General features: G+C 32.6%; 22 protein-coding genes. 7 read left to right on the forward strand and 15 right to left on the reverse strand.

Annotation, left to right across the window (positions count from 1 at the left end; translation table 11 throughout):
* Positions 1–138 precede the first annotated feature (138 nt).
* Complete coding sequence (locus CGC48_RS01075) at positions 139–612, forward strand: hypothetical protein (RefSeq protein ID WP_098028107.1); 474 nt, start codon at positions 139–141, stop codon at positions 610–612.
* 60 nt (positions 613–672) lie between these two features.
* Here CGC48_RS01075 and CGC48_RS01080 read toward each other — a convergent pair whose 3' ends face one another.
* From CGC48_RS01080 to CGC48_RS01100, 5 genes are all read right to left on the reverse strand, one after another.
* Positions 673–1,875, reverse strand: a complete 1,203-nt coding sequence (locus CGC48_RS01080) for an acetate/propionate family kinase (RefSeq protein WP_098028108.1) — start codon at positions 1,873–1,875, stop codon at positions 673–675.
* Between the two features lie 177 nt (positions 1,876–2,052).
* Positions 2,053–2,565, reverse strand: coding sequence for an isoprenylcysteine carboxyl methyltransferase family protein (locus tag CGC48_RS01085; protein ID WP_098028109.1), 513 nt, complete (start codon positions 2,563–2,565; stop codon positions 2,053–2,055).
* 98 nt (positions 2,566–2,663) lie between these two features.
* Positions 2,664–4,748, reverse strand: coding sequence for a phosphate acetyltransferase (gene pta / locus CGC48_RS01090; RefSeq protein ID WP_098028110.1), 2,085 nt, complete (start codon positions 4,746–4,748; stop codon positions 2,664–2,666).
* A gap of 143 nt (positions 4,749–4,891) precedes the next feature.
* Positions 4,892–6,217: a tRNA (N(6)-L-threonylcarbamoyladenosine(37)-C(2))-methylthiotransferase MtaB gene (gene mtaB, locus CGC48_RS01095; RefSeq protein WP_098028111.1), complete on the reverse strand. Its 1,326-nt coding sequence runs from the start codon at positions 6,215–6,217 to the stop codon at positions 4,892–4,894.
* A 76-nt stretch (positions 6,218–6,293) separates the two neighbouring features.
* On the reverse strand, positions 6,294–6,656 hold the full coding sequence (locus CGC48_RS01100) for a hypothetical protein (RefSeq protein ID WP_041992984.1): 363 nt from the start codon (positions 6,654–6,656) through the stop codon (positions 6,294–6,296).
* 272 nt (positions 6,657–6,928) lie between these two features.
* Here CGC48_RS01100 and CGC48_RS01105 point away from each other — a divergent pair, with 272 nt between their 5' ends.
* Positions 6,929–8,374, forward strand: a complete 1,446-nt coding sequence (locus CGC48_RS01105; RefSeq protein WP_098028112.1) for an SLC13 family permease — start codon at positions 6,929–6,931, stop codon at positions 8,372–8,374.
* 427 nt (positions 8,375–8,801) lie between these two features.
* Here the strand turns inward: CGC48_RS01105 and priA are convergent, their stop codons facing one another.
* From priA to CGC48_RS01135, 6 genes are all read right to left on the reverse strand, one after another.
* Positions 8,802–11,252, reverse strand: coding sequence for a replication restart helicase PriA (gene priA / locus CGC48_RS01110; RefSeq protein WP_098028113.1), 2,451 nt, complete (start codon positions 11,250–11,252; stop codon positions 8,802–8,804).
* The gene (locus CGC48_RS01115; protein ID WP_018278412.1) at positions 11,253–12,170 is read right to left on the reverse strand and encodes a YihY/virulence factor BrkB family protein; all 918 of its coding nucleotides are present in this window, start codon (positions 12,168–12,170) and stop codon (positions 11,253–11,255) included.
* A 92-nt stretch (positions 12,171–12,262) separates the two neighbouring features.
* Positions 12,263–12,433, reverse strand: coding sequence for a hypothetical protein (locus CGC48_RS11765; protein WP_098028114.1), 171 nt, complete (start codon positions 12,431–12,433; stop codon positions 12,263–12,265).
* A 108-nt stretch (positions 12,434–12,541) separates the two neighbouring features.
* Complete coding sequence (locus CGC48_RS01125) at positions 12,542–12,907, reverse strand: rhodanese-like domain-containing protein (protein ID WP_041997549.1); 366 nt, start codon at positions 12,905–12,907, stop codon at positions 12,542–12,544.
* Positions 12,908–12,922: 15 nt separating this feature from the next.
* Positions 12,923–13,966, reverse strand: a complete 1,044-nt coding sequence (locus CGC48_RS01130; RefSeq protein ID WP_098029721.1) for a 2Fe-2S iron-sulfur cluster-binding protein — start codon at positions 13,964–13,966, stop codon at positions 12,923–12,925.
* A gap of 25 nt (positions 13,967–13,991) precedes the next feature.
* Positions 13,992–15,488, reverse strand: coding sequence for a S41 family peptidase (locus CGC48_RS01135; RefSeq protein ID WP_098028115.1), 1,497 nt, complete (start codon positions 15,486–15,488; stop codon positions 13,992–13,994).
* 77 nt (positions 15,489–15,565) lie between these two features.
* On the opposite strand from CGC48_RS01135, the gene CGC48_RS01140 reads away from it, so the two are divergent.
* The 5 genes from CGC48_RS01140 to CGC48_RS01160 are packed head-to-tail and all read left to right on the forward strand — an operon-like array spanning position 15,566 to position 18,355.
* Positions 15,566–16,066 (forward strand): RNA polymerase sigma factor, encoded by a 501-nt coding sequence (locus tag CGC48_RS01140; protein ID WP_098028116.1) that lies wholly within the window; start codon positions 15,566–15,568, stop codon positions 16,064–16,066.
* 10 nt (positions 16,067–16,076) lie between these two features.
* Entirely contained in the window at positions 16,077–16,514 is a 438-nt protein-coding gene (locus tag CGC48_RS01145) for a hypothetical protein (protein WP_098028117.1), read from the forward strand.
* A gap of 30 nt (positions 16,515–16,544) precedes the next feature.
* Complete coding sequence (locus tag CGC48_RS01150) at positions 16,545–17,060, forward strand: DUF4252 domain-containing protein (protein WP_098028118.1); 516 nt, start codon at positions 16,545–16,547, stop codon at positions 17,058–17,060.
* An 11-nt stretch (positions 17,061–17,071) separates the two neighbouring features.
* Positions 17,072–17,596, forward strand: coding sequence for a DUF4252 domain-containing protein (locus tag CGC48_RS01155; RefSeq protein ID WP_098028119.1), 525 nt, complete (start codon positions 17,072–17,074; stop codon positions 17,594–17,596).
* A gap of 9 nt (positions 17,597–17,605) precedes the next feature.
* A complete protein-coding gene (locus tag CGC48_RS01160; RefSeq protein ID WP_098028120.1) occupies positions 17,606–18,355 on the forward strand; it encodes a Rossmann-fold NAD(P)-binding domain-containing protein in 750 nt (249 codons plus the stop codon).
* 10 nt (positions 18,356–18,365) lie between these two features.
* On the opposite strand, the gene CGC48_RS01165 is transcribed toward CGC48_RS01160, so the two are convergent.
* Genes CGC48_RS01165 through CGC48_RS01180 form a run of 4 tightly spaced genes read right to left on the reverse strand, consistent with a single transcriptional unit; the run spans position 18,366 to position 22,463 of the window.
* Positions 18,366–19,442, reverse strand: a complete 1,077-nt coding sequence (locus CGC48_RS01165; RefSeq protein ID WP_098028121.1) for an AI-2E family transporter — start codon at positions 19,440–19,442, stop codon at positions 18,366–18,368.
* Between the two features lie 24 nt (positions 19,443–19,466).
* Positions 19,467–20,183 carry a 16S rRNA (uracil(1498)-N(3))-methyltransferase gene (locus tag CGC48_RS01170; RefSeq protein ID WP_098028122.1) on the reverse strand — a complete coding sequence of 239 codons (717 nt, stop codon included), beginning with the start codon at positions 20,181–20,183 and terminating at the stop codon, positions 19,467–19,469.
* Positions 20,184–20,227: 44 nt separating this feature from the next.
* The gene (locus CGC48_RS01175) at positions 20,228–21,607 is read right to left on the reverse strand and encodes a peptidylprolyl isomerase (protein ID WP_098028123.1); all 1,380 of its coding nucleotides are present in this window, start codon (positions 21,605–21,607) and stop codon (positions 20,228–20,230) included.
* Entirely contained in the window at positions 21,600–22,463 is an 864-nt protein-coding gene (locus CGC48_RS01180) for a peptidyl-prolyl cis-trans isomerase (protein WP_232780520.1), read from the reverse strand. The genes CGC48_RS01175 and CGC48_RS01180 overlap by 8 nt, the downstream gene beginning before the upstream one ends.
* Positions 22,464–22,583 lie beyond the last annotated feature (120 nt).

Here is a 22,583-nt window from a genome sequence, read left to right on the forward strand (position 1 = left end):
GAAAAAGAAAAATATAATTTATTTCATAACAGATTATAAAATGTATTTTTATACGAATCAATGATAAATGATAGTTATTAGACCACAAACATTAATAAAATCATTATCTTTGTCATATCAACACAAAATCAAATTACAATGAGATTCTTTTTTATTACAGTACTTTTGGTATTTTCAATTAATATAAACGCTCAGAAAATTAAGGAAATAGCTAACCACACAGCTATAAGTGTAGGATATGATTATCAGGGAAGAAATAGTCTCACCGCTGGGCTTGAATACAACCTACCAATTGATAGTAATAATTGGCACGGATATAACTTCGGCTTGACTGTTCGTTATTTTAAAGGAAAAGATGGTCATCAATATTTTGTCCCAGAAGTGAAATTGACTTATCGGAAAAGTGGACTTATATTTGGTTTTCAGTCTTCTACAAAGAATTTTTCACCCATTGTTGGGTTTAATTTTATGAATGTTTTACACCTTTATAGTGGATATAGCTTTCCTTTTGATAAAACTAATACAAACTTAAAAGGTATAGTTTTTGGGGTTAGAATTTTTATATCTCCTTTTGGGGAAGAATTCTATGATAAGTTAAAAATTGGATTTTGATAATAATGCAATAAAAAAACAGCCAACTTTTAAAAGTTTGGCTGTTTTTTTTATTAACTCTTAACCAATCAATTCTACTACTTCATTGGCTATCTGTAACTCTTCATTGGTAGGAATGATAAGAATTTTCACACGACTTTTATCCCTTTGAATTTCAACAACTCCTTTAGGACGGTTAAGTTCTTTGTTTTTATTCTCATCAATTTCTATTCCTAAAAAATCCATTTCTTGACACGCAAGTAAGCGAATTAAATCATCGTTTTCGCCTAAACCTGCTGTAAAAGTAATACTATCTAATCCGTTCAAAATAGCGGCATATGCACCAATAAATTTCTTAATTCGGTAGGCATACATCTCATAACAAAGGATTGCATTTGCATCTCCTGCAAAATATTTATCTGATACATCTCGTGCATCGGAACTACCTGTAAGTCCGAGCATTCCACTTTTCTTGTTAAGAATTGTACTAATTTCATCGGAAGTTAGGTTCAATCGGTCAGCAAGATAAAAAATTACTCCTGCATCAATATTTCCACAACGTGTTCCCATTACTAATCCGTCAAGAGGTGTAAGCCCCATTGTTGTATCCATACAATTACCTTTCTCATTTACAGCAGCCATACTTGAACCATTTCCTAAATGTATCGTGATATTTTTTATATTTTCATTCAAATATTTACGTGCTTGTGAATCAACATACTTGTGGCTGGTTCCGTGAAATCCGTACGCTCTTACACCATAATCCTTATAATATTCATTAGGAATTGCATAACGGAATGCTTTAGAAGGCATAGTTTGATGAAAAGCAGTATCGAAGACAGCTACGTGATTCGCCTTTTTAAAAATCTTTTCTGCACTACGAATACCTTCCAGACAAGCTGGATTGTGCAAAGGCGACAAAGGAATAAGTTTCTCAATCTCCTTTTTAACTTCTTCATTTATAAGTGTTGGCTGTACAAATTTCTCTCCTCCGTGAACCACACGATGCCCCACAGCTTTAATATCATCTGGGTTACTGATAACTCCAACCTCTACGTCTGTAAGCAAATCGGTCACTTGTTTCATCGCTTCCTCGTGATTACGAATAGGTAATTGTTTCTTTATTTCTGTTTCTTTACCATTTTTCAATGCAACATATTTGATTGTACTTCCATCAATCCCGATTCTATCAACAAGTCCTTTTACTTTTGAAACTCCTTCTTTTGAATCAATTAGTTGATACTTTAATGAAGAGCTTCCTGAGTTTATTATTAATATTTCCATATGTATTTTTATTAAAACGATTACATAAATTAATTCAAAAATTTTTCAGATATTCTTTCTTTCCGTAAACAATCTCTTAGTAAAAGAAAATTCGAAAATAAATCGCAAAGCTACGGAAACTTTTTCATTTAATTACAAATATATTTTTACTTTACAATTAAAAATCATCAACTGAAATCATAGCAAATGCTTCATTGCTGCCTCTTCCTGTCGAATCCGAATCGTTAAAATTACCGCATAAATAGGCAACATAACACAAAGTGTTATATAGGCTTTACACAGAAGAGCGATTCCCACGAGCTCAGGCAGAATGTTTAAAAAATAATTAGGATGTTTTATCCATTTGAATAAGAAAGACTTATTGATTTTATGATTAGGCAATATGTATATTTTTAGCGTCCAAATTTCTTTGAGCTGGTAAATCACATAAAACAACATTAAATAAGCAAAAACAAGTAAAGCAACTCCCATTTTTGAGGTAGAATCCAAAGAAAAATGCTCTTTCCGAATGGCTTCAAACAAACATAGAAAATAAAAGGAAACGTGAGCTAATGTGAGTAACATCGAATTAAATTTTCCGTATTGAATTCCTCCCATTTCCTTAATTCTTTTTTCGTTTCTAATTGAAATCGCCAAGGAAACTAATCTTAATGCAAAAAAACAAACAAAAATAATAATAACTTCTTTCATACAATGAATTATAATTTAAAATTTAAAAATAGTAATTGGTCAAAAAATTTGCCAAAGCTTTTGGACTTTGGCAAAAAACATATTTTTCAAAATTAATTCTATTCCTCCATAACTGACTGAATAGCTGTAATTAACACTGTATTATAAATATCAGGAATGGTCGCCCCTCTACTCAAATCGTTCACAGGTTTTTTAAGCCCTTGTAACATCGGACCAATAGCTAATGCTCCTGTTTCACGTTGTACTGCTTTGTACGTGTTATTTCCAGTATTCAAATCAGGGAAAATAAGTACATTTGCCTGTCCAGCTACTTTTGAATTAGGCATTTTGCTTTTTCCTACTTTAGGGTCAACCGCAGCATCGTACTGAATAGGTCCTTCAACAAGTAATTCAGGATGTTGTGATTTGACAATTTCAGTAGCTTCACGCACTTTATCCACATCAGCACCGCTTCCAGAACTTCCTGATGAATACGAAAGTAGAGCAACTTTTGGCTCAATTCCGAATGCTTTCGCTGACTCAGCTGACGAAATGGCTATTTCAGCCAATTGTGCTGCCGTTGGATTCGGAACAATTGCACAATCTCCATAAACAAGAACTCTGTCATTGAGCAACATAAAGAATACTGAAGAAACTGTATTAACGTTGGGTTTCGTTTTTACAAATTGTAATGAAGGTCGAATTGTGTGTGCCGTTGTGTTTACAGCTCCTGAAACCATTCCGTCTGCATCACCTAAAAAAACCATCATTGTTCCAAAATATGAAACATCAAGCATTAAATCACGTGCTTGTGAAAGTTCCATCCCTTTGGATTTACGAAGTTCGTACAATTTTTCGGCATACAAACTATACTTAGGACTTTCTATTGGGTTGACAATTGATATGCGATTTTCGTCCCAACGCAAACCAAGCTCATTGGCTCGTGCGACTATTTTCTCTGGCTCTCCAAGAATAGTCAGGTAAACCAATTCATCAGAAGCTAATTGTGACGCTGCTGTAAGAATACGATCGTCTGTTCCTTCAGGTAAAACAATGTGTTTTTGTGCATTACGAGCTTTTTGAACCATATTGTATTGGAACATACGCGGCGTGATGGTTTCTGACTTGAAAGAAGAAATTCTTTTGTTTAAATCCTCTACATCAGCGTATTTTTCAAATAATTGCATACACAATTTGATTTTCTCAAAACTTTCAGGATAGATTTTCGATTTAATATTCCCAATACGATTAGCTGTCTCAAAAGTACCTAACTTCGAAACCATAATAGGAATCATCTTTTGTGTTCCATCAAGGATTTTTACAATAGATTTTTCAGGTGTAAGAGCTCCTGAAAGCACTATTCCCGCCACACGTGGATAGTTGGACGAAATATGAGCAGCCAACGTTCCAACAATCAAATCGGAGCGGTCAGCAGGTATTACAGCTAAGCAACTCTCTGACAAATGATTAAGAAAATTATGCAACTGCATTCCACCCACAATAGTTTTTTTGGTAATTATATCCACTTCATCTCCTTTGTAAAGAAAACGAGCTCCTAATTCATCGGCAACCTCCTTCACTGTTGGACGACTCAAATCACCTTCTTTTGGAATAAATGTGAAATGAATATCTTTGTATTCTTGTTGAAGTTTTTGTTTTATTCCATCAACGTAATACTTTGCTTTATTGATAAATACACCCAAGATTTGGACTTCTTGTTCAAGTAAAGAATTTACCTCTATTTGTATGTGATTAATCAGCTCATCTTCCGAAGAGAAATTATCTTTCAACACAATAAGTGCTGGAATATTCAAACTTTGAGCTAAAGAAGCATTGAAATTAATATCAAATACATTGCTTTCCTCCAATAAATCTGTTCCTTCCACAAGTACAAAGTCATACTTGCTTTCCAATGCTTTGTATCTTTTGATAATTGTATCGTAAACCTCGCCTATCTTTCCCTTATTTTTAAGACTTGCCACCTCACTGCGTGAAAAAACATACGCATCATCATATTCCATATCCAACTGAAAATGAGAAAGAATCGTCATTATATGATTATCTTTCTGAGTTTTACTTTCCAAAATTGGTTTGAAATATGCTACTTTGGTTGTGTTTCGCATAATCATCTGCATTACTCCTAAAGTGACTAATGACTTTCCGCTATAGGTGTCAGATGTAATGATATATACCGATTTGTTCATATTTAATTTGTTTATTGATTGAGAAGTTATTATCTAAAAATCATCAGAATTTCTCAAATTCGACCGCACAAAGGTAGGGATTTTTGAAAAAAGAACACAAATTTTCTATTATAAAAAAGGTAAAAATCTCTGGTAGAAATTAATTATAGAAAATCAAATCGTACTATTCCGTCCGAATCAATTTTAGTGAGTTTTACTTTATGCAGTGTATTAACTAATTCAGGGTTCCAAGGGGTTTTTACCTTTACGTAATTTTCTGTAAATCCGTGAATGTATCCTTGTTTGTTTTCACCTTCAAAAAGAACAATTCGTTCTGTTCCCAACTGACTTTGATAAAACGCATTTCTCTTTTTGGCAGAAAGCCCACGCAGCATTTTACTTCGTTTGGCACGAACCACATCAGGCACAACACCTTCCATCAAAACAGCCTCAGTGTTATCCCTTTCCGAATATGTAAAAACGTGCAAATAAGACACCTCCAACTCACTCAAAAAATGATATGTTTCCAAAAAAAGTTCGTCAGTTTCACCAGGAAATCCTACAATAACATCTACACCAATACAAGCGTGAGGCATTGCTTCTTTTATTTTTTCAACCCTACCAACATAAACTTCTCGCAAATAACGACGCTTCATTTTCTTGAGAATTTCATTACTTCCACTTTGCAAAGGCACGTGAAAATGAGGAACAAACGCATTACTTTTTGACACAAAATCAATAATTTCATCTTTTAACAGATTAGGTTCAATAGAAGAAATACGCAAACGCTCAATACCTTCTACCCTATCCAGAGCTTTCACCAAATCAAGGAAAGTATGTTCGTGTTTTTTATTACCAAACTCACCTTTGCCGTAATCACCTATATTTACACCCGTTAAAACAATTTCTTTTATACCCTGTTCCGAAATTTTTTGTGCATTTTTGAGAATATTATCAATCGTATCACTACGTGAAATACCACGAGCCATAGGAATTGTACAGTACGTACATTTATAATCACAACCATCTTGAACCTTCAAAAAGGCACGTGTACGATCACCAATTGAATAACTCCCTACATAAAAATCTGTTTCCGAAATTTCGCAAGAATGTACCTGACCTTCATTATTTTTGGTCAAATCATCAATGTATTGTGTTATATCGAACTTTTCCTTTGCTCCCAATACCAAATCTACACCATCAACAGAAGCCAATTCTTCTGGCTTAAGCTGAGCGTAACACCCCACCGCTGCAATGAAAGCCTTGTCATTGGTTTTCAGAGCTTTGCGAACTATTTGTTTAAACTGCCTATCTGCATTTTCTGTTACAGAACAGGTGTTTATCACGTATATATCAGCAGGTTGCTCAAAATCAACTCGTTCAAATCCTTCCGTTTCAAAACTACGAGCTATGGTTGAAGTTTCTGAAAAATTTAACTTACAACCCAGTGTGTAGAATGCAACCTTTTTTCTTTCTTCTGATGAAGTCATTTTTATCTTTAGTTTTTTGGGTGGCAAAGATATGCTTTTTTTCACAATCTCGGAGAGATAAGCCTCATTACAAGTATTATTCTTCCTGAAAAAAGCCCATATTGTCAAAATACTGAACAATTGCTTCTTTCATTAAAATGGATTGCTCCCCCGCTTTCAAAGCTGGAAGTTGTTCTACCAAAGAATAATGAGGCCAACCATCAGAATCGGTATAATCAAATTTGTAATAACCGTAAGGCTCAAGAAGTTTGCAAATAGCAATGTGCATCAAATTTACCTTTTCGTCCTTCTTATATTTTGATTTTATTTGTCCCAATTCCTGAATACCAACAAGATATATAATCGCTTCCAAATCAAGTTTCTCCCCATCGGCAAAGGTTTTTGATAGTTCTTCCACGACTTTTTCCCACCGAGCTTTTAACACTTCATCTCTTGCCATATTTTTATATTTTAGTCGCAAAAGTATGAAGATTTTTTTATTAATTCTTGGTTAAACTACTCTTTCAGTTTTGTTTAAAGAAATTGAAAGCATTTATCATTTTGTCCGTTATAATCAAAAAAGAACTGAAGAAATACGTATATAAAAATTTTTAGCCTTTATTTTTTTCAACTCAATGAAATTCTTTTAAAATTTAACATAAAAAATTATCTTCTTTGCTTTTATTTTTGTAGCTTTGGCGGAAGTTTTAACCATCTTTTAAATTATAAACTATGGCAGATTCTAGACATTATTCGTTTCAAATCTTGTCGCGTATTCAAAAAGTAGTTGACATACAGCGCAGAATTATTTACTTTTTGCTAAGTGCGATACTGGCTTTTGGGCTTACGTATTGGCTGTACGAACCAGAGCTTAACAGAGCTCAAATTTATGTTCTATTCATTTTGTTTTTAGCCATTGGGCTATGGGTAACGGAGGCAATCCCGCCATTTGCTACGGGACTTTTTATCTTCGGGTTTCTTATTTTTGCCACCAATAGTTATTACTCGGAATTAGACCCTGAAAATGCTAAATCGTACTATCAAGAATACGTAAATACGTGGTCAAATAGTGTGATTTGGTTAATGTTAGGAGGTTTTTTCATTGCCTATGCTATGCAGAAAACACATCTGGACAGAATCGTATTTAAAATGTCCATCTCACGATTTGGAAAAACTCCAGATAAAATCCTTTTAGGGCTGATGCTTACTACGGCTACTTTTTCAATGATTATGTCCAACACGGCAACTACGGCTATGATGGTAGCTTCAGTGGCGGCTTTCCTTAAAACGCTTCCGAAAGATTCTACCTTAAGCAAAGCATTGTTGATTGGTATTGCTGCTGCGGCTTCTTTTGGAGGTATGGGAACGTTAATTGGTTCACCACCAAATGCTATCGCCGTTGATGCTCTTTCTGACAAAGGTATCGGATTTCTTGAGTGGATGTACGTAGGAATGCCTGTTTCCATTATTTTAACAGTAACTTCGTGGTATTTATTAAAAATCAAATACATTAAAGTAAATACGCCTATCCACATACAACTGGACGATGAACTAACTGAAGAGGAAAAACAGGAAAGTCCAGCCATTTTGAAAATGAAAAAAAATGTGGTTCTGGCAATTCTTTCAGTTACGCTTTTGTTGTGGCTTACCGAGAAATTACACAATATACCTGCCGCTATCGTTTCTTTCATTCCTATTATGTTATTAACGATGTTAGGAATTGTTAACGGACACGACGTTCGCAAATTACCTTGGGATACACTGATGCTCGTAGCAGGAGGTTTAGCCTTAGGTATGGCGATTAAAGAAACCGGACTGGCACAGCATTATGTAGATAAACTTCAGCAAGTTAATCTGAATTTTTATGTATTAGTGATTGTTTTTGCTCTACTGACGGTTTTGATGTCAAACGTGATGAGTAATACGGCTACAGCTACCATTTTAATTCCGATTGCGGCTATCTTGACACATCAACATCCTATTGTTTTACCTATCGTTATTGGGCTTAGTGCGTCTACTGCGTTATTTTTACCAATATCCACGCCACCCAATGCCATTGTTTATAGTACGGGTTACTTACAACAGAAAGATTTCAGATATATTGGATTAATTGCTGGAGTTGTAGGTCCTTTGGTTACCTGTCTTATCACGATATTGATATTTATGGTAATTTTCTAACTATCCTTGTAATAAAACAAATCCTCAGGAATGTTAATCATTTGATTTTATTCCTGAGGTTTTGTTTTTTGTTTACCATTATTTAAAAAAAATTTCATCAATATACCGAATGAAAAACACTATCGAAAAATATTTTTTAATGAAATCTCGTTGGGGAAAGTAATCTGAAAATATTTTTAAGTAAAATCTCATTAGGCAAATTAATCGGAAAATATTTTTTTACTAAATCTCGTTGGGCAAAGCAACCAGAAAATATTTTTTAATAAAATCTCGTTGGCGGAAGCAACCAGAAAATATTTTTTAATAAAATCTCGTTGGGCGAAGCAATCGGAAAATATTTTTTAATAAAATCTCATTGGGCGAAGCAATCGGAAAATATTTTCAGCAAAATTTTAAGGCAAAAGAACTGAATAAAAATCTTCGGTATTTATTCAACATTGAAAATTACTCGAACAGACCTAAAATTAGCAATAGACTGAAAGCTGATTTCTGTCCTCAAAATATATTTTTTTACACTTTCAACGGAAATTTCTGGCGGAATTTTCACTAAAATATCCTTTATATACTCATTTCGAATGCGAGAAACTAACGGAAATTCAGGTCCCAACACTTGCAAAAGTTGTTGCTGCGAGAACCCTTGACGTAGTGCCTCTGCAAACCACTGCGCTCCTTCATTTACTTTATTAAAGTCAGAATGTTTGAACGTTATTTTAATTAATCGAACGAAAGGAGGATAATGAAATTCTTTACGTTCCTTAATTTGACTTTGGAACATTTCCTTAAAATTATTGTGTAAAACTTGTTGCAAAACAGGATGTTTCGGACTATACGTCTGAATTAAAACTTTTCCTTTTTTGGAACTACGCCCTGCCCTACCCGATATTTGTACCAATAACTGAAAACTACGCTCATAAGCTCTGAAATCTGGAAAATGAATAAATGAATCGGCATTCATAACACCTACCAACCCAACATTTTCAAAATCTAAACCTTTGCTAATCATTTGTGTTCCTACCAAAATTTGTGTTTCTCGCTGTTCAAACTTTGATAATATTTTTTCATAGCCGTATTTTCCGCTGGTAGTATCTTGATCCATTCTATCAATGGTCACATCAGGGAATAATTCTGTAAGTTCTTTTGCAATTTGCTCTGTTCCAACGCCTTTTGTTATTAAATCTGTACTTCCACAAGCTATACAAACCTCAGGTTTTGCTATAGCATAACCGCAGTAGTGGCATCGCAATTGATTTCTTCCTTGATGATACGTTAAACTAACATCACAATGAGGACATTGAGGTACTGTCGCACACGATCTACATTGAATTACAGGAGCATAGCCTCTCTGATTTTGAAATAATATAACTTGATTTCCCTGTTGAAGTGTCTTCCCAATTTCTTCGATAAGCACATCAGAAAAATGCCCTGTCATTTGTTTTCTAAAATGCTTATCTTTAATATCAATTATTTCGATATCAGGAACTTGAAAGTCACCAAAACGCTTTGAAAGATATACATATCCGTATTTTTCTCGCTTTGCATTGTAAAGACTCTCCAATGAAGGAGTTGCTGACCCCAATAACACGTTGGCTTTATGTATTTTAGACAGAACTATTGCCGCATCACGAGTATGAAAACGCGGAGCTGGTTCAAATTGGCGGTAAGAAGTATCGTGTTCTTCATCAACAATAACTAATCCTAAGTTTGAAAAAGGCAAAAAGACAGATGAACGAACTCCCACAACAAGCTGATTTTTAGTATTTCCGTTCAGGACATTATTCCAGACTTCAACCCGCTCATTAGTTGTATATTTGGAATGATAAACCCCCATTTTATCTCCAAAATATTTCTTTAATCTATTGATTAAATGCACCGTAAGCCCTATTTCAGGAAGCAAGTAAAGAACTTGTTTTCCTGATTTTAACACTTGGTCAATAAGCTCAATGTAAATTTCTGTTTTTCCTGAAGCTGTAACTCCTTGAAAAAGAACAACCTCTTTTTCCTGAAACTGATTTTGAATTTCAAGAAAAGATTCTTGTTGAGCATCACTCAATATTTTTTTTTCGTACAAATCTCCAGTGAAATTGATGCGGTCTTTTTGAATAAAATATTCTTCAAAAATTCCTTTTTCAACCACAGACTTTAAAACACTCGCAGAAACATTTGCTTGTGAAAGTAATTTTTCAGCTTTTAAAACTCCTTTTTCTTTATTAATACAATTGAAATACGCAACGATAAGTTGTTTTTGTTTCGTTGCTTTCGAGAGAATGTCAAAAGCTTTTTTTATTCCTTCATCAGATTGATATTCAGAAGATAATCTAATATACTTCACTAACTTTGGGACATACTTTTCAAATATTTTTTCGGAAATTTTTATTGCATTTTTGTCCACTAGCCCTTTCAGAACTTTCAAGGCTTTTTTATTTCCTACTATCTTAGCAACTTCATTTCCTGTTAATGCAGTTTTAAAATTCAGAGCTTCATAAACCAACAATTCATCATCTGTTAATTCATTAATTTCCAATTCTCTGGAACTCTTTTCGATGATTGTTTCACTTTCCAACAAAAAAGAAGAAGGCATTGCCATTTTAAAAACCTCGCCCAGTGAACACATATAAAATTCGGAAATCCATTGCCAATGCTGTAATTGCAACTGATTTACAACAGGAGTTTCATCTAAGATATATTCAATATCCTTAGTTTGATATGTTGGCTGATTAGTATGTACTTGAAAAACTAAAGCAGTATAAACCTTTGATTTACCGAAAGATACAGCAACTCGCATTCCTGATTTTAAAAAATGTGCCTCATCTTGATTCACACCATAGGTAAACAATTTCCGAAGAGGAATTGGAAGAATTACATCAACAAAATAAGACATTTAGTTTGATTTTTTTAATTGTAATAAAGCAGCATTTAGTTCAAATCCCAACAATAAAATGTTTGAATTAAGCCAAATATAAAACAAAAAAATCAATAAAGCCCCAATAGAACCATAAAGTTGATTGTATTGAGAAAAATTTTCAATGTAAATACCGAAGAAATAAGTAGTTAAACCAAAAAGCAACACCGTAAAGATAGAACCTACTGAGAAAAACCTGCTTTTCTTTCCTTCGTGAGTACCAAAAAAGAAAAGAATTGATGTTCCAAAATACGTTATTATAGAAATAAATCCTATTTTCGACCATTTGATTAGTGTTTCATAATCGTACAAAAGTCCCCATTCTTCCAAATAAGGAAGAAAATAAATTTCATACGAAATGAACATTGCAACAACTACTAATATCAACAATCCCAACACGATAGCTACAATTAAGGATACAATATACTGCTTTATAAAAGTTCGGGTAATTTTAACGTGATATGAAAATTCAAAACCTCCGAAAATAGCTACAACCCCATTGGTCATCAGGAAGATAGACAACAAAAAAACTGAAGAAAGAAGTCCCCCTCTGGGAGTGTCAGCAATATCAAAGAAAATATCTGCAAAAAACTCATTCGTACCAGGAGGCAACAAACTATTTATGAAATTCCAAACATCTATTTGAAAATTATCAATAGGAATATAAGGAATCAAATTCAAAATGAATAACAAAAAAGGGAACATAGCAATGAAAAAACTATAAGAAATAGCACTTGCCCTATGTGTTAAAGCACCTTTTATAATTCCAACAATATAAAGCTCAAGCAAATCATATAAAGAAAAAGCATTACTTGATAATGGAATTTTTTTCAGGAAAGAAACTCCATTACGAATGATAGGAATTTTCTGTAATTTTTCTTCTATAACCGCTGACATAAGCAAAATATTAAAACAAGAAAAGGACCTCTACAAAAGATTTTCTTTCATAGAGACCTAATCAAAATATATTTTTAAAAAGCTACCTGGTATTATTGGCGTTTTGCCTTTCTAGCTTCTCTTTTTTCTTTAAGGGCTTCCATAATAGCTCCACCAACCCAATAAGGAACTACGAAGGTAAGCAAAAAAGCCATCAACCAGAAGCCAATCATCGCAATACCTAAAAATACTAAAAATCCTAAATATTGATCAAATTCAAACATAACTTAAATTTTGCCCAAAGATATATCTTTTTTCTATACTTCTGATTTTCAAAATTATTTTTTTACAACCAGCAAGTTTAATTTATATTCAATTTAAATAACAATTTCCTATTTTTCGACAGGTTTACCCGCCTCCAACCAACGTAAAATTCCTCCATCTAAGTGAATTAAATTCTTATATCCCTTACCTTCAAGTATTTGAACCGCCTTTGTACTTCTCCCTCCACTTTTACAATGGATATAGATGGTATCATTTTTATCAAACTCCTTTTCAAAATTTGAGACAAAATCCTCATCAAAGAAATTTATATTTACAGCATTTTCTAAATGCCCTTCAGAAAATTCCTCAGGAGTTCGGATATCTACAAGAATACCTTCTGAGCTAGGTTCATATTTTTCCATAGCAATATGTTTAGAAGAATCTCCTGATTGACAAGAAGATAACCCCATCATTAAAATAAATACACGCTTCATATTAAATTACATTTTTTATATATCATATTCAATTTTCAATTTGTCTGTCACAGCATACGCCTGACAGGTAAGTATCAATCCTTCCGAGATTTCCTTTTCAACCAAAGTTTCATTTTTCGCCATTCTTGCTTCCCCTTCTGTAATTTTGCCTATACAACTACTACAAACACCATTTAAGCACGAATATGGTACATCTATTCCCTGTGAACGTATTCCTTCTAAAAGTGATTGATTTTTAGGAATTTGAAATACTTTCTCTTCCCCTTTTAAAACACAAGAGACAACAACTTCTCCTTGCAAATGAGAAAAGTTAGTGCTTTCAGATGATGTTACTTCAAAAAGTTCAGTGAAAATATAATCTTGATGTATCCCCTTATTGATAATGTGTTCTTTTACATTGGAAACCATCTGGTTAGGACCACAAAGATAATAATATCCTAAATCAAAGTTACTATATTTTTGAAAAATAAAGTCAACTACTTTATTATCAATTCTTCCCGAAATATGTTCACCCAACACTTGCTGACTAAAAACGTAATGTACCCAAAATCTATTAGGATATCTTTCTCTAAGTTGCTCAATTTCATCAAAAAATAATGAATCTTCTTTCGTTTTATTTCCATAAACGAACACAACATTCACATTTGTTTTGGTCAACGCTGTTTTAGCTATACTCATCATCGGAGTTACACCACTCCCTGCACAAAAAAGTACAATATCCTTATTTTCAAATATATCGTACAGAAAAACGAACCTTCCTTCTGGAGGCATTACTTCGAGGATATCTCCTTTCTTAAGTTTCGTAGTTGCATACGTAGAAAAAATCCCATTCGGAATCTGCTTTACAGCGACACTCAACTCACTTTCATTTACACCTGAACAAATTGAATACGCTCTTCTTATTTTCTGATTATCAATATCTTGTTGTAAGGTAAGATATTGACCCGCTTCATACGAAAATATTTTTTTCAGAAATTCGGGCAAGGCAAAAGTAATCTTAACGGAATCTTCTGTCAATTTTTTTACGTCTGAAACTACTAACCTATAGAACTTACTCATTTCTAAGGACATAGAAAATTATCAACTATTTATACATTTCATTGGCTGCAAAATTGAATGATTTTGAGTGAATGAAACCTTTTGCAGATATTTCCGGTTCGCTCGGCAAACGTTTGTCTGTTATTCCCGTAATAGTTTGAATTGCTTTTGCCAACAAAGGTTCTTTTTCATCACCCAAAACCCCGTAGTTTGCTAAATCTTCCTCCATTTGGAATGTTGGACGTAAGCCACTTGTGTAGTCTCCTTCTCCTTTTGCATTTTCAATTTTCAAAACCAATGGCTGCATTGCCCATTTATGTTTTGGATTTCTATTACTATTATCATCAATCCAATCATAAACCGTTATAGAGCCTTGATTTTTCCCCACAGTTACATCACCAATCTGAACTACATCAATATAGGCTTTTAAACCATTGATTACCAACTCACTTGCCGATGCAGTTCTTTGTGAGGTTAGTATATATATCTTACTCAAATTCAAACTATTAATCGTTAATTTTTCTTTACTTTCTGTAACCATTTCATCTGTAAAGAAATTATCTACACCTCCTCTTTTTTCAGCAATAGGCTGTAGCTTTCTGTTCCAACGTTCTTTAGCAAAAATTTGCCCTTTAAACTGCCCTGTAATCATTGAGGCTAAGTAAATTGCGGAAGAAATACGCCCTCCTCCATTGTAACGTAAGTCCAAAACAAAATCAGTAACTCCCTGACTTTTAAACTCTCCAAATGCTTCGTTGAGTTGTTTGTCAAAATTAGCAACGAATCCGTTGTACATCAAATAACCTATTTTGTGGTTGCCTTTTTCAATTACCTTTTTCACAAGTATCGGATTTTCAGTAATTTCTTTTTTCGCCATCACAACTGATTTATCGGTTTTTTGAATCGTTTTTTGTCCGTTTACATTCTCTAATCTGTAAATATCAATAGCCATTGATGTTTTATCATTGAACAATAAAGTTCTGTAATTGCTGACTGTCAAAGGAGTACCATCTACAGCTAAGAATAAATCTCCTCTTTGTACACCTTTTTGTTCCGCTTCAGAGCCAGGAAGTACATACTGAACAAATCCTAAAACGCCTCCTTCTCTCCCGTACGGTGTCAATTCAAATACCATTCCTGTACTAAGCAAAACTCCTTGAAAACTACGCTCCAATTTAGTGTAATCATCTGTAATGTAACTAAATCGGTCAATAGCTCCTTCTCTTCCGTGTATTCTTTGAGACTTATTCAATAAATTATAAAATAATTCTTCAGGCGTTTTATAATTGCTCAAAAAATTAGTATAAGCAACACTTGTAAAATTGGTCTGTTGCAAACTTGATGCAAAACGTGTATCTGCCAAATTCGGCACATCTGACTGCCACAAGTAGAATGTGTTAAGCCCTTTCCAGACGAAGTCTTTGATTTGTAAATTTAACAATTCTCTATCCTTTACATTGTCTGGTTTTGGAGTGTCATTATTATCTTTTTTACAAGATAAAAAACTAAAAATCAACAAAGTAGGTAATAATATTCTTTTCATAAAATAAAATTTTTCCTACAAATGTAACATTTTTTTCATATATTCGTCTTTTGTATGAAGAAAATTATGATTTTTGTATGACACACAAAGCTTTTTTAGAACATATTCGTCCGTTTCAGGATAAGATTTATCGTTTCGCAAAGCGGTTGCTTATCTCAAAAGATGAAGCTGAAGATACATCGCAAGAAATTCTGCTAAAATTGTGGCAACAAAACCAAAAGATAAAGGATATACAAAATTTAGAAGCCTACACAATGACACTAACCAAAAATCTGTGTTATGATAAATTAAAAGCAAAAAGTTCTGAAAATGTGTCTCTTACGAATATAAAATATGAAACTAAAAATCATATCTCATTACAAAAAGAAATAGAAACAACCGATATGCTGGAAAAAGTAAAAAATATAATCAATGAACTGACTGATCAACAGCGTATGGTTATGCAACTACGTGATATAGAACAATATGAATTTGAAGAAATTGAAAAAATAACTGGAATAAAAGAGGCTACCATTCGAGTAATTCTGTTAAGAGCTAGGAAAGCAGTGCGTGAAAAATTATTAACATTTGAATATTAAAAATAAAAATATGACAAAAAAGATTGAATTATTATTAGAAAAATATTTTGAGGGAGAAACTTCTCTGCAAGAAGAAAAAGAATTGCAAGAATATTTCAATTCCGAAAATGTAGATGCTTCTTTAGAAAAATATAGACCAATGTTTTCATACTTTCAAAAAGCTGGATTAGAAGAATTTAAGCGGAAAGAATTCCCTATAAAAGTTTCTAAAAAAAGAAAATTATTTTGGAAAATTGGAATTGCAGCAACATTTTTGAGTATTTTCTTCGGAGTCAGTTACTATCTCAAGCAACAAAAACAACAACAAGAAGCCGAAGTTGCCTTTGAACAAGTGAAAGAAGCCTTACAAATGATTTCTTTCAATTACAATAAAGGAACAAAAAAAATAGAATACTTAAAAGATTTTGAAACAACAACAAACAAAATAATAAATTTAAACGAATTTTAATAAATAATAATCACAATAAAAGTAAATCATATGAAGACAAAATTAATTCTTTTAGTAAATATCTTTTTGATATCAATGAGTGTAGTCGGACAATCTGCGTTTGACAAATTTGAAGAAAATGATGAGGTAACGACTGTAGTGGTTTCTCAGAAAATGTTTCAAATGCTTTCCAAAATTGACAGCAAAGATTCTGAAGCAAAGGAATTTATGGAAATTGCCAATAAATTAACAGGTTTAAAAGTATTCACTACAGAAAATAAAACCGTAGCTCAGAGTATGAAAAAAGAAGTTCAAAACTATCTGAGTAAATCTACATTAACGGAATTGATGCGAGTGAAAGACAAAGCTACCAACGTTAAGTTTTACGTAAAGCAAGGAAAAAATGCTGATCACGTTTCTGAACTATTAATGTTTATTGAAGATGGAAGAAGTTCAAATAAAGCAGTGATTTTAAGCTTAGTAGGAGACATTGACCTTAATAAAATAGGCGTTTTGACAAAAAATATGAACTTGCCAGAAGAAATTAAAGAAGTAAAAACAAAATAATAATTATTAAAATGCGAATCTTGATTTTATTCGGATTGCTACTTACGTTTGCTTCTTGTCAGCAGGAAAGTATACAGCAGTACATCGTTAAAAATTCAGAAAATCCAAACTTTGTTTCAATGAACATCGCTCCAAAGGATTTTTTAGGAAATGTTCCTACTGAAAAAGAGAACATATTCAACATTATTAACAGAGTTAACTTCCTAATATTTAACAAAAATGATAGTTTAGAGCTTAAAAAAGAATACAAAAAGGTGACTTCAATTTTAAAAGATGGGAAGTATCAAGATTTAATCCGAACTACTAATAAAGGTACTAAATTTCAAATTGATTATGTTGGTACAGAAGAAAATATAAAAGAAGTAATCGTTCTGATAGTTGAAAAAAAGGAAAAAATGGCTCTTATGAGAATTCTTGCTAATGGCTTAGATGTGACTCAACTTTCAAAAATTTCAACTGCTTTGAATGACAATTCTGTTGATGAAGAAGGTTTAAAAAATTTATTAGAAAAAATTTCAACTACTTTAAAACAATAACATACAAGAATGAAAATAGGTATCATAGGATGTGGCTGGTTGGGTTTTCGATTAGCAAACCATTTAAAAACAAACAATACAATCTACGCAACAACTCGAAGTACAGACAAAAACAAGTTTTTAAGCTCCTATTTTCATTCTTTTATTATAGATTTTGATGATTCTAAAGTAAAAAAATGGGAAATTCTCACCGAATTGAACTGTATCATCATAGCAATTCCATTTGGAAGACATCTCGATAGCAATATTTTAAATAAAAGACTAAAAAATATTTGTATTTTCATTGAAAACTTTGAAAAACAATTATTTTTGACCAGTTCCGTAGGAATTTATCCACAAATTAAACAAGAAATAAATGAAAATTTCCCTTGCGAACTATTAGACTCAAAATTACTATCTGTTGAAAATTTTCTGAAAAATCAATTTCCTCAAACGAATATTTTACGATTAGGTGGACTGATGGGAGATGACCGCATATTTAGCAAATACAACGTTTCAGAAACCAGTCAGGTAGTAAATCACATTCATTATCAGGATATTTGTTTGATAATTGAAAAAATGATTTCATTAAATTTACAATCAAAATTGTATAATGTAGTAGCTCCAAAGCACCCTACCAAGCAAGAAATCATTAATCATCAAAAAGGAACAAAAATTGCGATTGATAGAACTCCCTCTGGAAAGATAGTACTTTCAGACAGACTAAAAACAGAATTAAACTACCAATTTCTATATCCTAATCCTATTTACTTCAATTAAAATCAAGCATTTATATATTTTTAGTCATCAATTCAACTAATTTATTATTAGGTAAAAACTCTTTCAAAACCACTTTCAAAACTGTATAGGCTGGTACTGCTATTACCATTCCAACAATTCCTAAAAGACTTCCCGTAATCAATATCACCAAAAATATCTCTAAAGGACTTGATTTCACAGAATTAGAGAATATAAGAGGTTGAGAAAAAACATTATCAATGAATTGCCCTATCAGAAATCCTATCAGAACATAAATCGTAGTAGGAAGCGTAACAGCCATAAAATCACTACTTATATTACTACTCATCGTTAAAAAAGTCATCAAAACAAATCCTATAATAGGTCCTATGTAAGGAATTATGTTCAAAAATGCACATAAAAAAGCAATAATGAAGGCATTTTGTACTCCAAAAATGAGCAATGTAGTTGTATATATTACAAATAAAATGGTAAGTTGTAAAACGAGTCCAACAAAATAACGAGATAGCAAGTCATTGATTTTGTGAACTGAAACTCTTGTTTTTCGAGCATTTTTTGCAGAAACCAATGAAAGTATTGAACCAAACATACTACTTCCATCTTTTATAAAAAAGAATGAAATAAATAAAACCGAAAAAACTCCTGCTCCAAAACTACCTATGAAAGAAATAAACGTATTCAAAAAGTTGGGAATATCAATAAAATTAAGCACTTCGGAAGCACTCATTTCATAATTTTCTTTGTTAATTCCCAAAGTATCAAAAAACTGTGAAGTTAAGCCGTCCAAATTCGCACGTAAAAGTTCTATGTTCAACCCTGATAAATTTTTTCCTTGTGAAATTAGCAATGGAACAAACAAACTAAATGTTCCCAAACTCAAAATAACAAAAATACCCATCGTTATCAAAATTCTGACGGTTTGATTCCTTATTTTCAGTTTTTTTGCAAAAAAATAATTTAATGGTTTGGCTATCAGAGCAACAACTAACGCTAATACTATATAAACTATTATTGACCTTACCAAATATAAGGCATACAGCAACAAAACTACCAACACCATTACCCCAACGGCTCGTAGTATTCCATTGGCTATCATTTTAGAATTCATATTCTTCAATTTCTTGTTGTAATTTTATTTCAAATTGGAACAAATCGCCACAAAATCACAAGCTACAATTCCCGCAGTTTCAGTTCGTAATCGATTGTCTCCAAGTGAAATTGGTTGAAAGTTTTTTTGCAAAGCTACTTTTATCTCTTCTGATGAAAAATCGCCTTCGGGTCCTATCAAAACCATTATTTTTTTAGGAAATGGACTAAGTTTTTCCGAAAACAAATATTTAGTATCCTCCTGACAATGAGCTATAAATTTCACCGAATCATCATTTAATTGCTTAAAAAAATCCATTGAAGATATGGCAGGATTCAACTTGGGTAAATAACATTGTAATGATTGCTTCATTGCTGAATGTATAATTTTTTCAAAACGTTCAGCCTTAATCACAGTTCTTTCGGAATGATGGCAAATTATTGGAGTGATTTCATCTACTCCAATTTCAACTGCTTTCTCCAAAAACCACTCATACCGCTCATTCATTTTTGTTGGAGCTACTACCAAGTGCAAATGGTAAGAACGAGGTGATTTGTGTTCATATTTCAATATCGAAACTTCACACTGCTTTGGAGAAGCAAAAGTGATTTCCGTTTGAAAAAGCAAACCCTTTCCGTTTGTAACATACAGAAAATCACCTTGTTTCTTACGGAGAACTTTTACAATGTGCTGACTCTCCTCCTTATCGAAAAAGAAAGATTTTGAGTTCTCGTCTATCTCAGAATAATAAAAAAGTTGCATTACAGAAAAACGTCAAAAAGCCACAAATTTCCCTACAAGTAATACTATTTTTTTAACCAATTGTTAGAAAATTCACATTTTTTGTACTCTCCATTAACCATAATGTGTGTTTTTTCAATATTTTCACTTATCCACTTGGCTATAACTTTGAGTTGTTTTTCTTTTAAGGCTAAATCCTGAATTTTTACATAATCTTTCACAAAATCGGCTTTATGCTCCTCGTGGCGATTTGTTACTTGATAGATTTTATAGCTCTTTTTCCCTGTTTCATCTTCATCAAGATACGGAACAGAAACCTCTCCATCTTGCAATTTTGCAACTTTGTTATACATAGCTGGTTCCAATCGTGTAAGTTCAAAACGTGAAGAAAGATCTTCTGGATTAACAAGCTGACCTCCATCACCTCGAGTTTCTTTTTCATCAGATAAGCTACGTGCAGCTTCATCAAAAGTAAGTTCGTTATTGACTATTCTTTCACGGATTTTATCAATCTTTTCTCTGGCTTCTACTAATGACTCGCGGGGTACATTAGGCATTAATAAGATATGTCGCACTGTTACTTCTTTCCCCCTAATATCAACCATTTCTATGATATGCCAACCAAAACTTGATTCAAAAGGTTTAGAAATTTCGCCTTCTTGCAAACTGAAAGCTACATCTTTAAATGCTTTATCAAAAAGTGAAGAACGATTGAAAGTAAGCGTTTGCCCACCAGTTGCACGGTCTTTTGAGTAAAGTATTGCTTTAGTAGCAAAACTTACTCCATTTTGCTCCACATCGGCTTTTATTTCATTTAACTGGTCTATTACTTTCTGAATTTCCTCCTTAGGAGCCACAGGATTTATAACAATTTGAGCTATCTCAAGTTCTGTATTAAAAACTGGACGTTCTTCTTCAGGAATAGCATTAAAAAATTGACGCACCTCTTCTGGAGTGACTTCCACTTTTTCAACTACTTTCGAACGCATTTGTTGGGAAAGCATATTCAGTTTAAAAATATCAAAAAGTTCCTCACGCATTGATTGCTCATCTTCTTTCTTATAGAATTCAAGCAACTTTTTCATATCGCCTCCCAGTCTTGATAACAAACCTTCAATTCGCTGATTTACAGCCTCTCGAACTCTACTATCCGCAACCGAAATACTATCTTGAACTGCCTGATGAGCATACAATCTATCCTCCATCAATTTACCTAAAACTTGACAACGAGTGAAGTTCTTTGTATCTACCTCCTGATTTTGCAGCTCAATAAAAGTCTTGTCTATATCCGATTCTAAAATTAAATGGTCGCCAACTACAGCCGCAACTCCATCAACTTTCAAGCGTTTTTGAACTACTTCTTTGCTAGCAACTGTATCATTTTGAGCATATATCCCAAAAGTTAAAAATAACATTCCGACAACGGATACAATTTTTCTATTCATAAATAATTTCAAATTGTTTTTTCTTTATACCTGTGTTTATAATATCTGTTTCGAGTTTTTTAACAAACTCTAATTTCCTCTGATTCAATATAATTTGTTGTAAAGTAGGCAAAACATATTCCATAGGAGCCTGTTCATTTCTTCGCAAAACATCGCAAATCTGCACGAAATAAATTCCAGAAGAATCTCTATGACTGACAAATGATTGCCTGTTATTTTCCATCTCTTTTTCCAAAAAAGGAAGCTTTTTCAATACACTTTCAGCCTTAACCCAAGTGGAATCGTTCAAGTAAACAGACGTAAAATGTAATGATAGAGAATCTAACTCTCTTTTATCAGAATTTTCAAAACGCTTTAATTTTTCTTCAAAAGTATTTATTTTTTTCTTCTTTTCATTCAATGAAACTTGAATATATCTCAATTTCATCAGAATTTCATTCAATTTAAAAACTTCCTTGTTTTTCTCATAAAAGAATTGCATTTCTTTCTCATTAACAACAGTATCTATCGCATTGTTAATCAACCCTTCTTTATAAAAATTAATATACAAATCTGCTCGATAATCACTCACTAAACGTTCAAAATTTTCTTTTTCTTGATCGTTTATGTTCCGTTCAGCGTTTACAAGCATCAGTTCTTTTATAGCCCAGTTATTGATGTATTTTTCAGCTATACTTATGCTATCTTCCTTTGTGTAATCGACTGGCATAATGGCAGCTATATCTTCCTTATAGAGATATTTTTCGCCAACTCGGGCAATGGCATACTGAGGCACTTCCTTTGAAAAATATTCACAAGAAGATATCAAAACCATTATAAAAGATAGATACAAACTATTTTTAATCTGCCTAAGCATTTCTATAACAACATAAATATCAGAAATATAGCACTAAAGAACCTTTCTCCAAAAGAGAAAAATAACAAAAGAGGTGCAATTTACAGATTATTTTTGAATTAAACCGAAAAAATCTTAACT

The sequence above is a fragment of the Capnocytophaga cynodegmi genome, from assembly GCF_002302475.1.
Lineage (GTDB): Bacteria > Bacteroidota > Bacteroidia > Flavobacteriales > Flavobacteriaceae > Capnocytophaga > Capnocytophaga cynodegmi.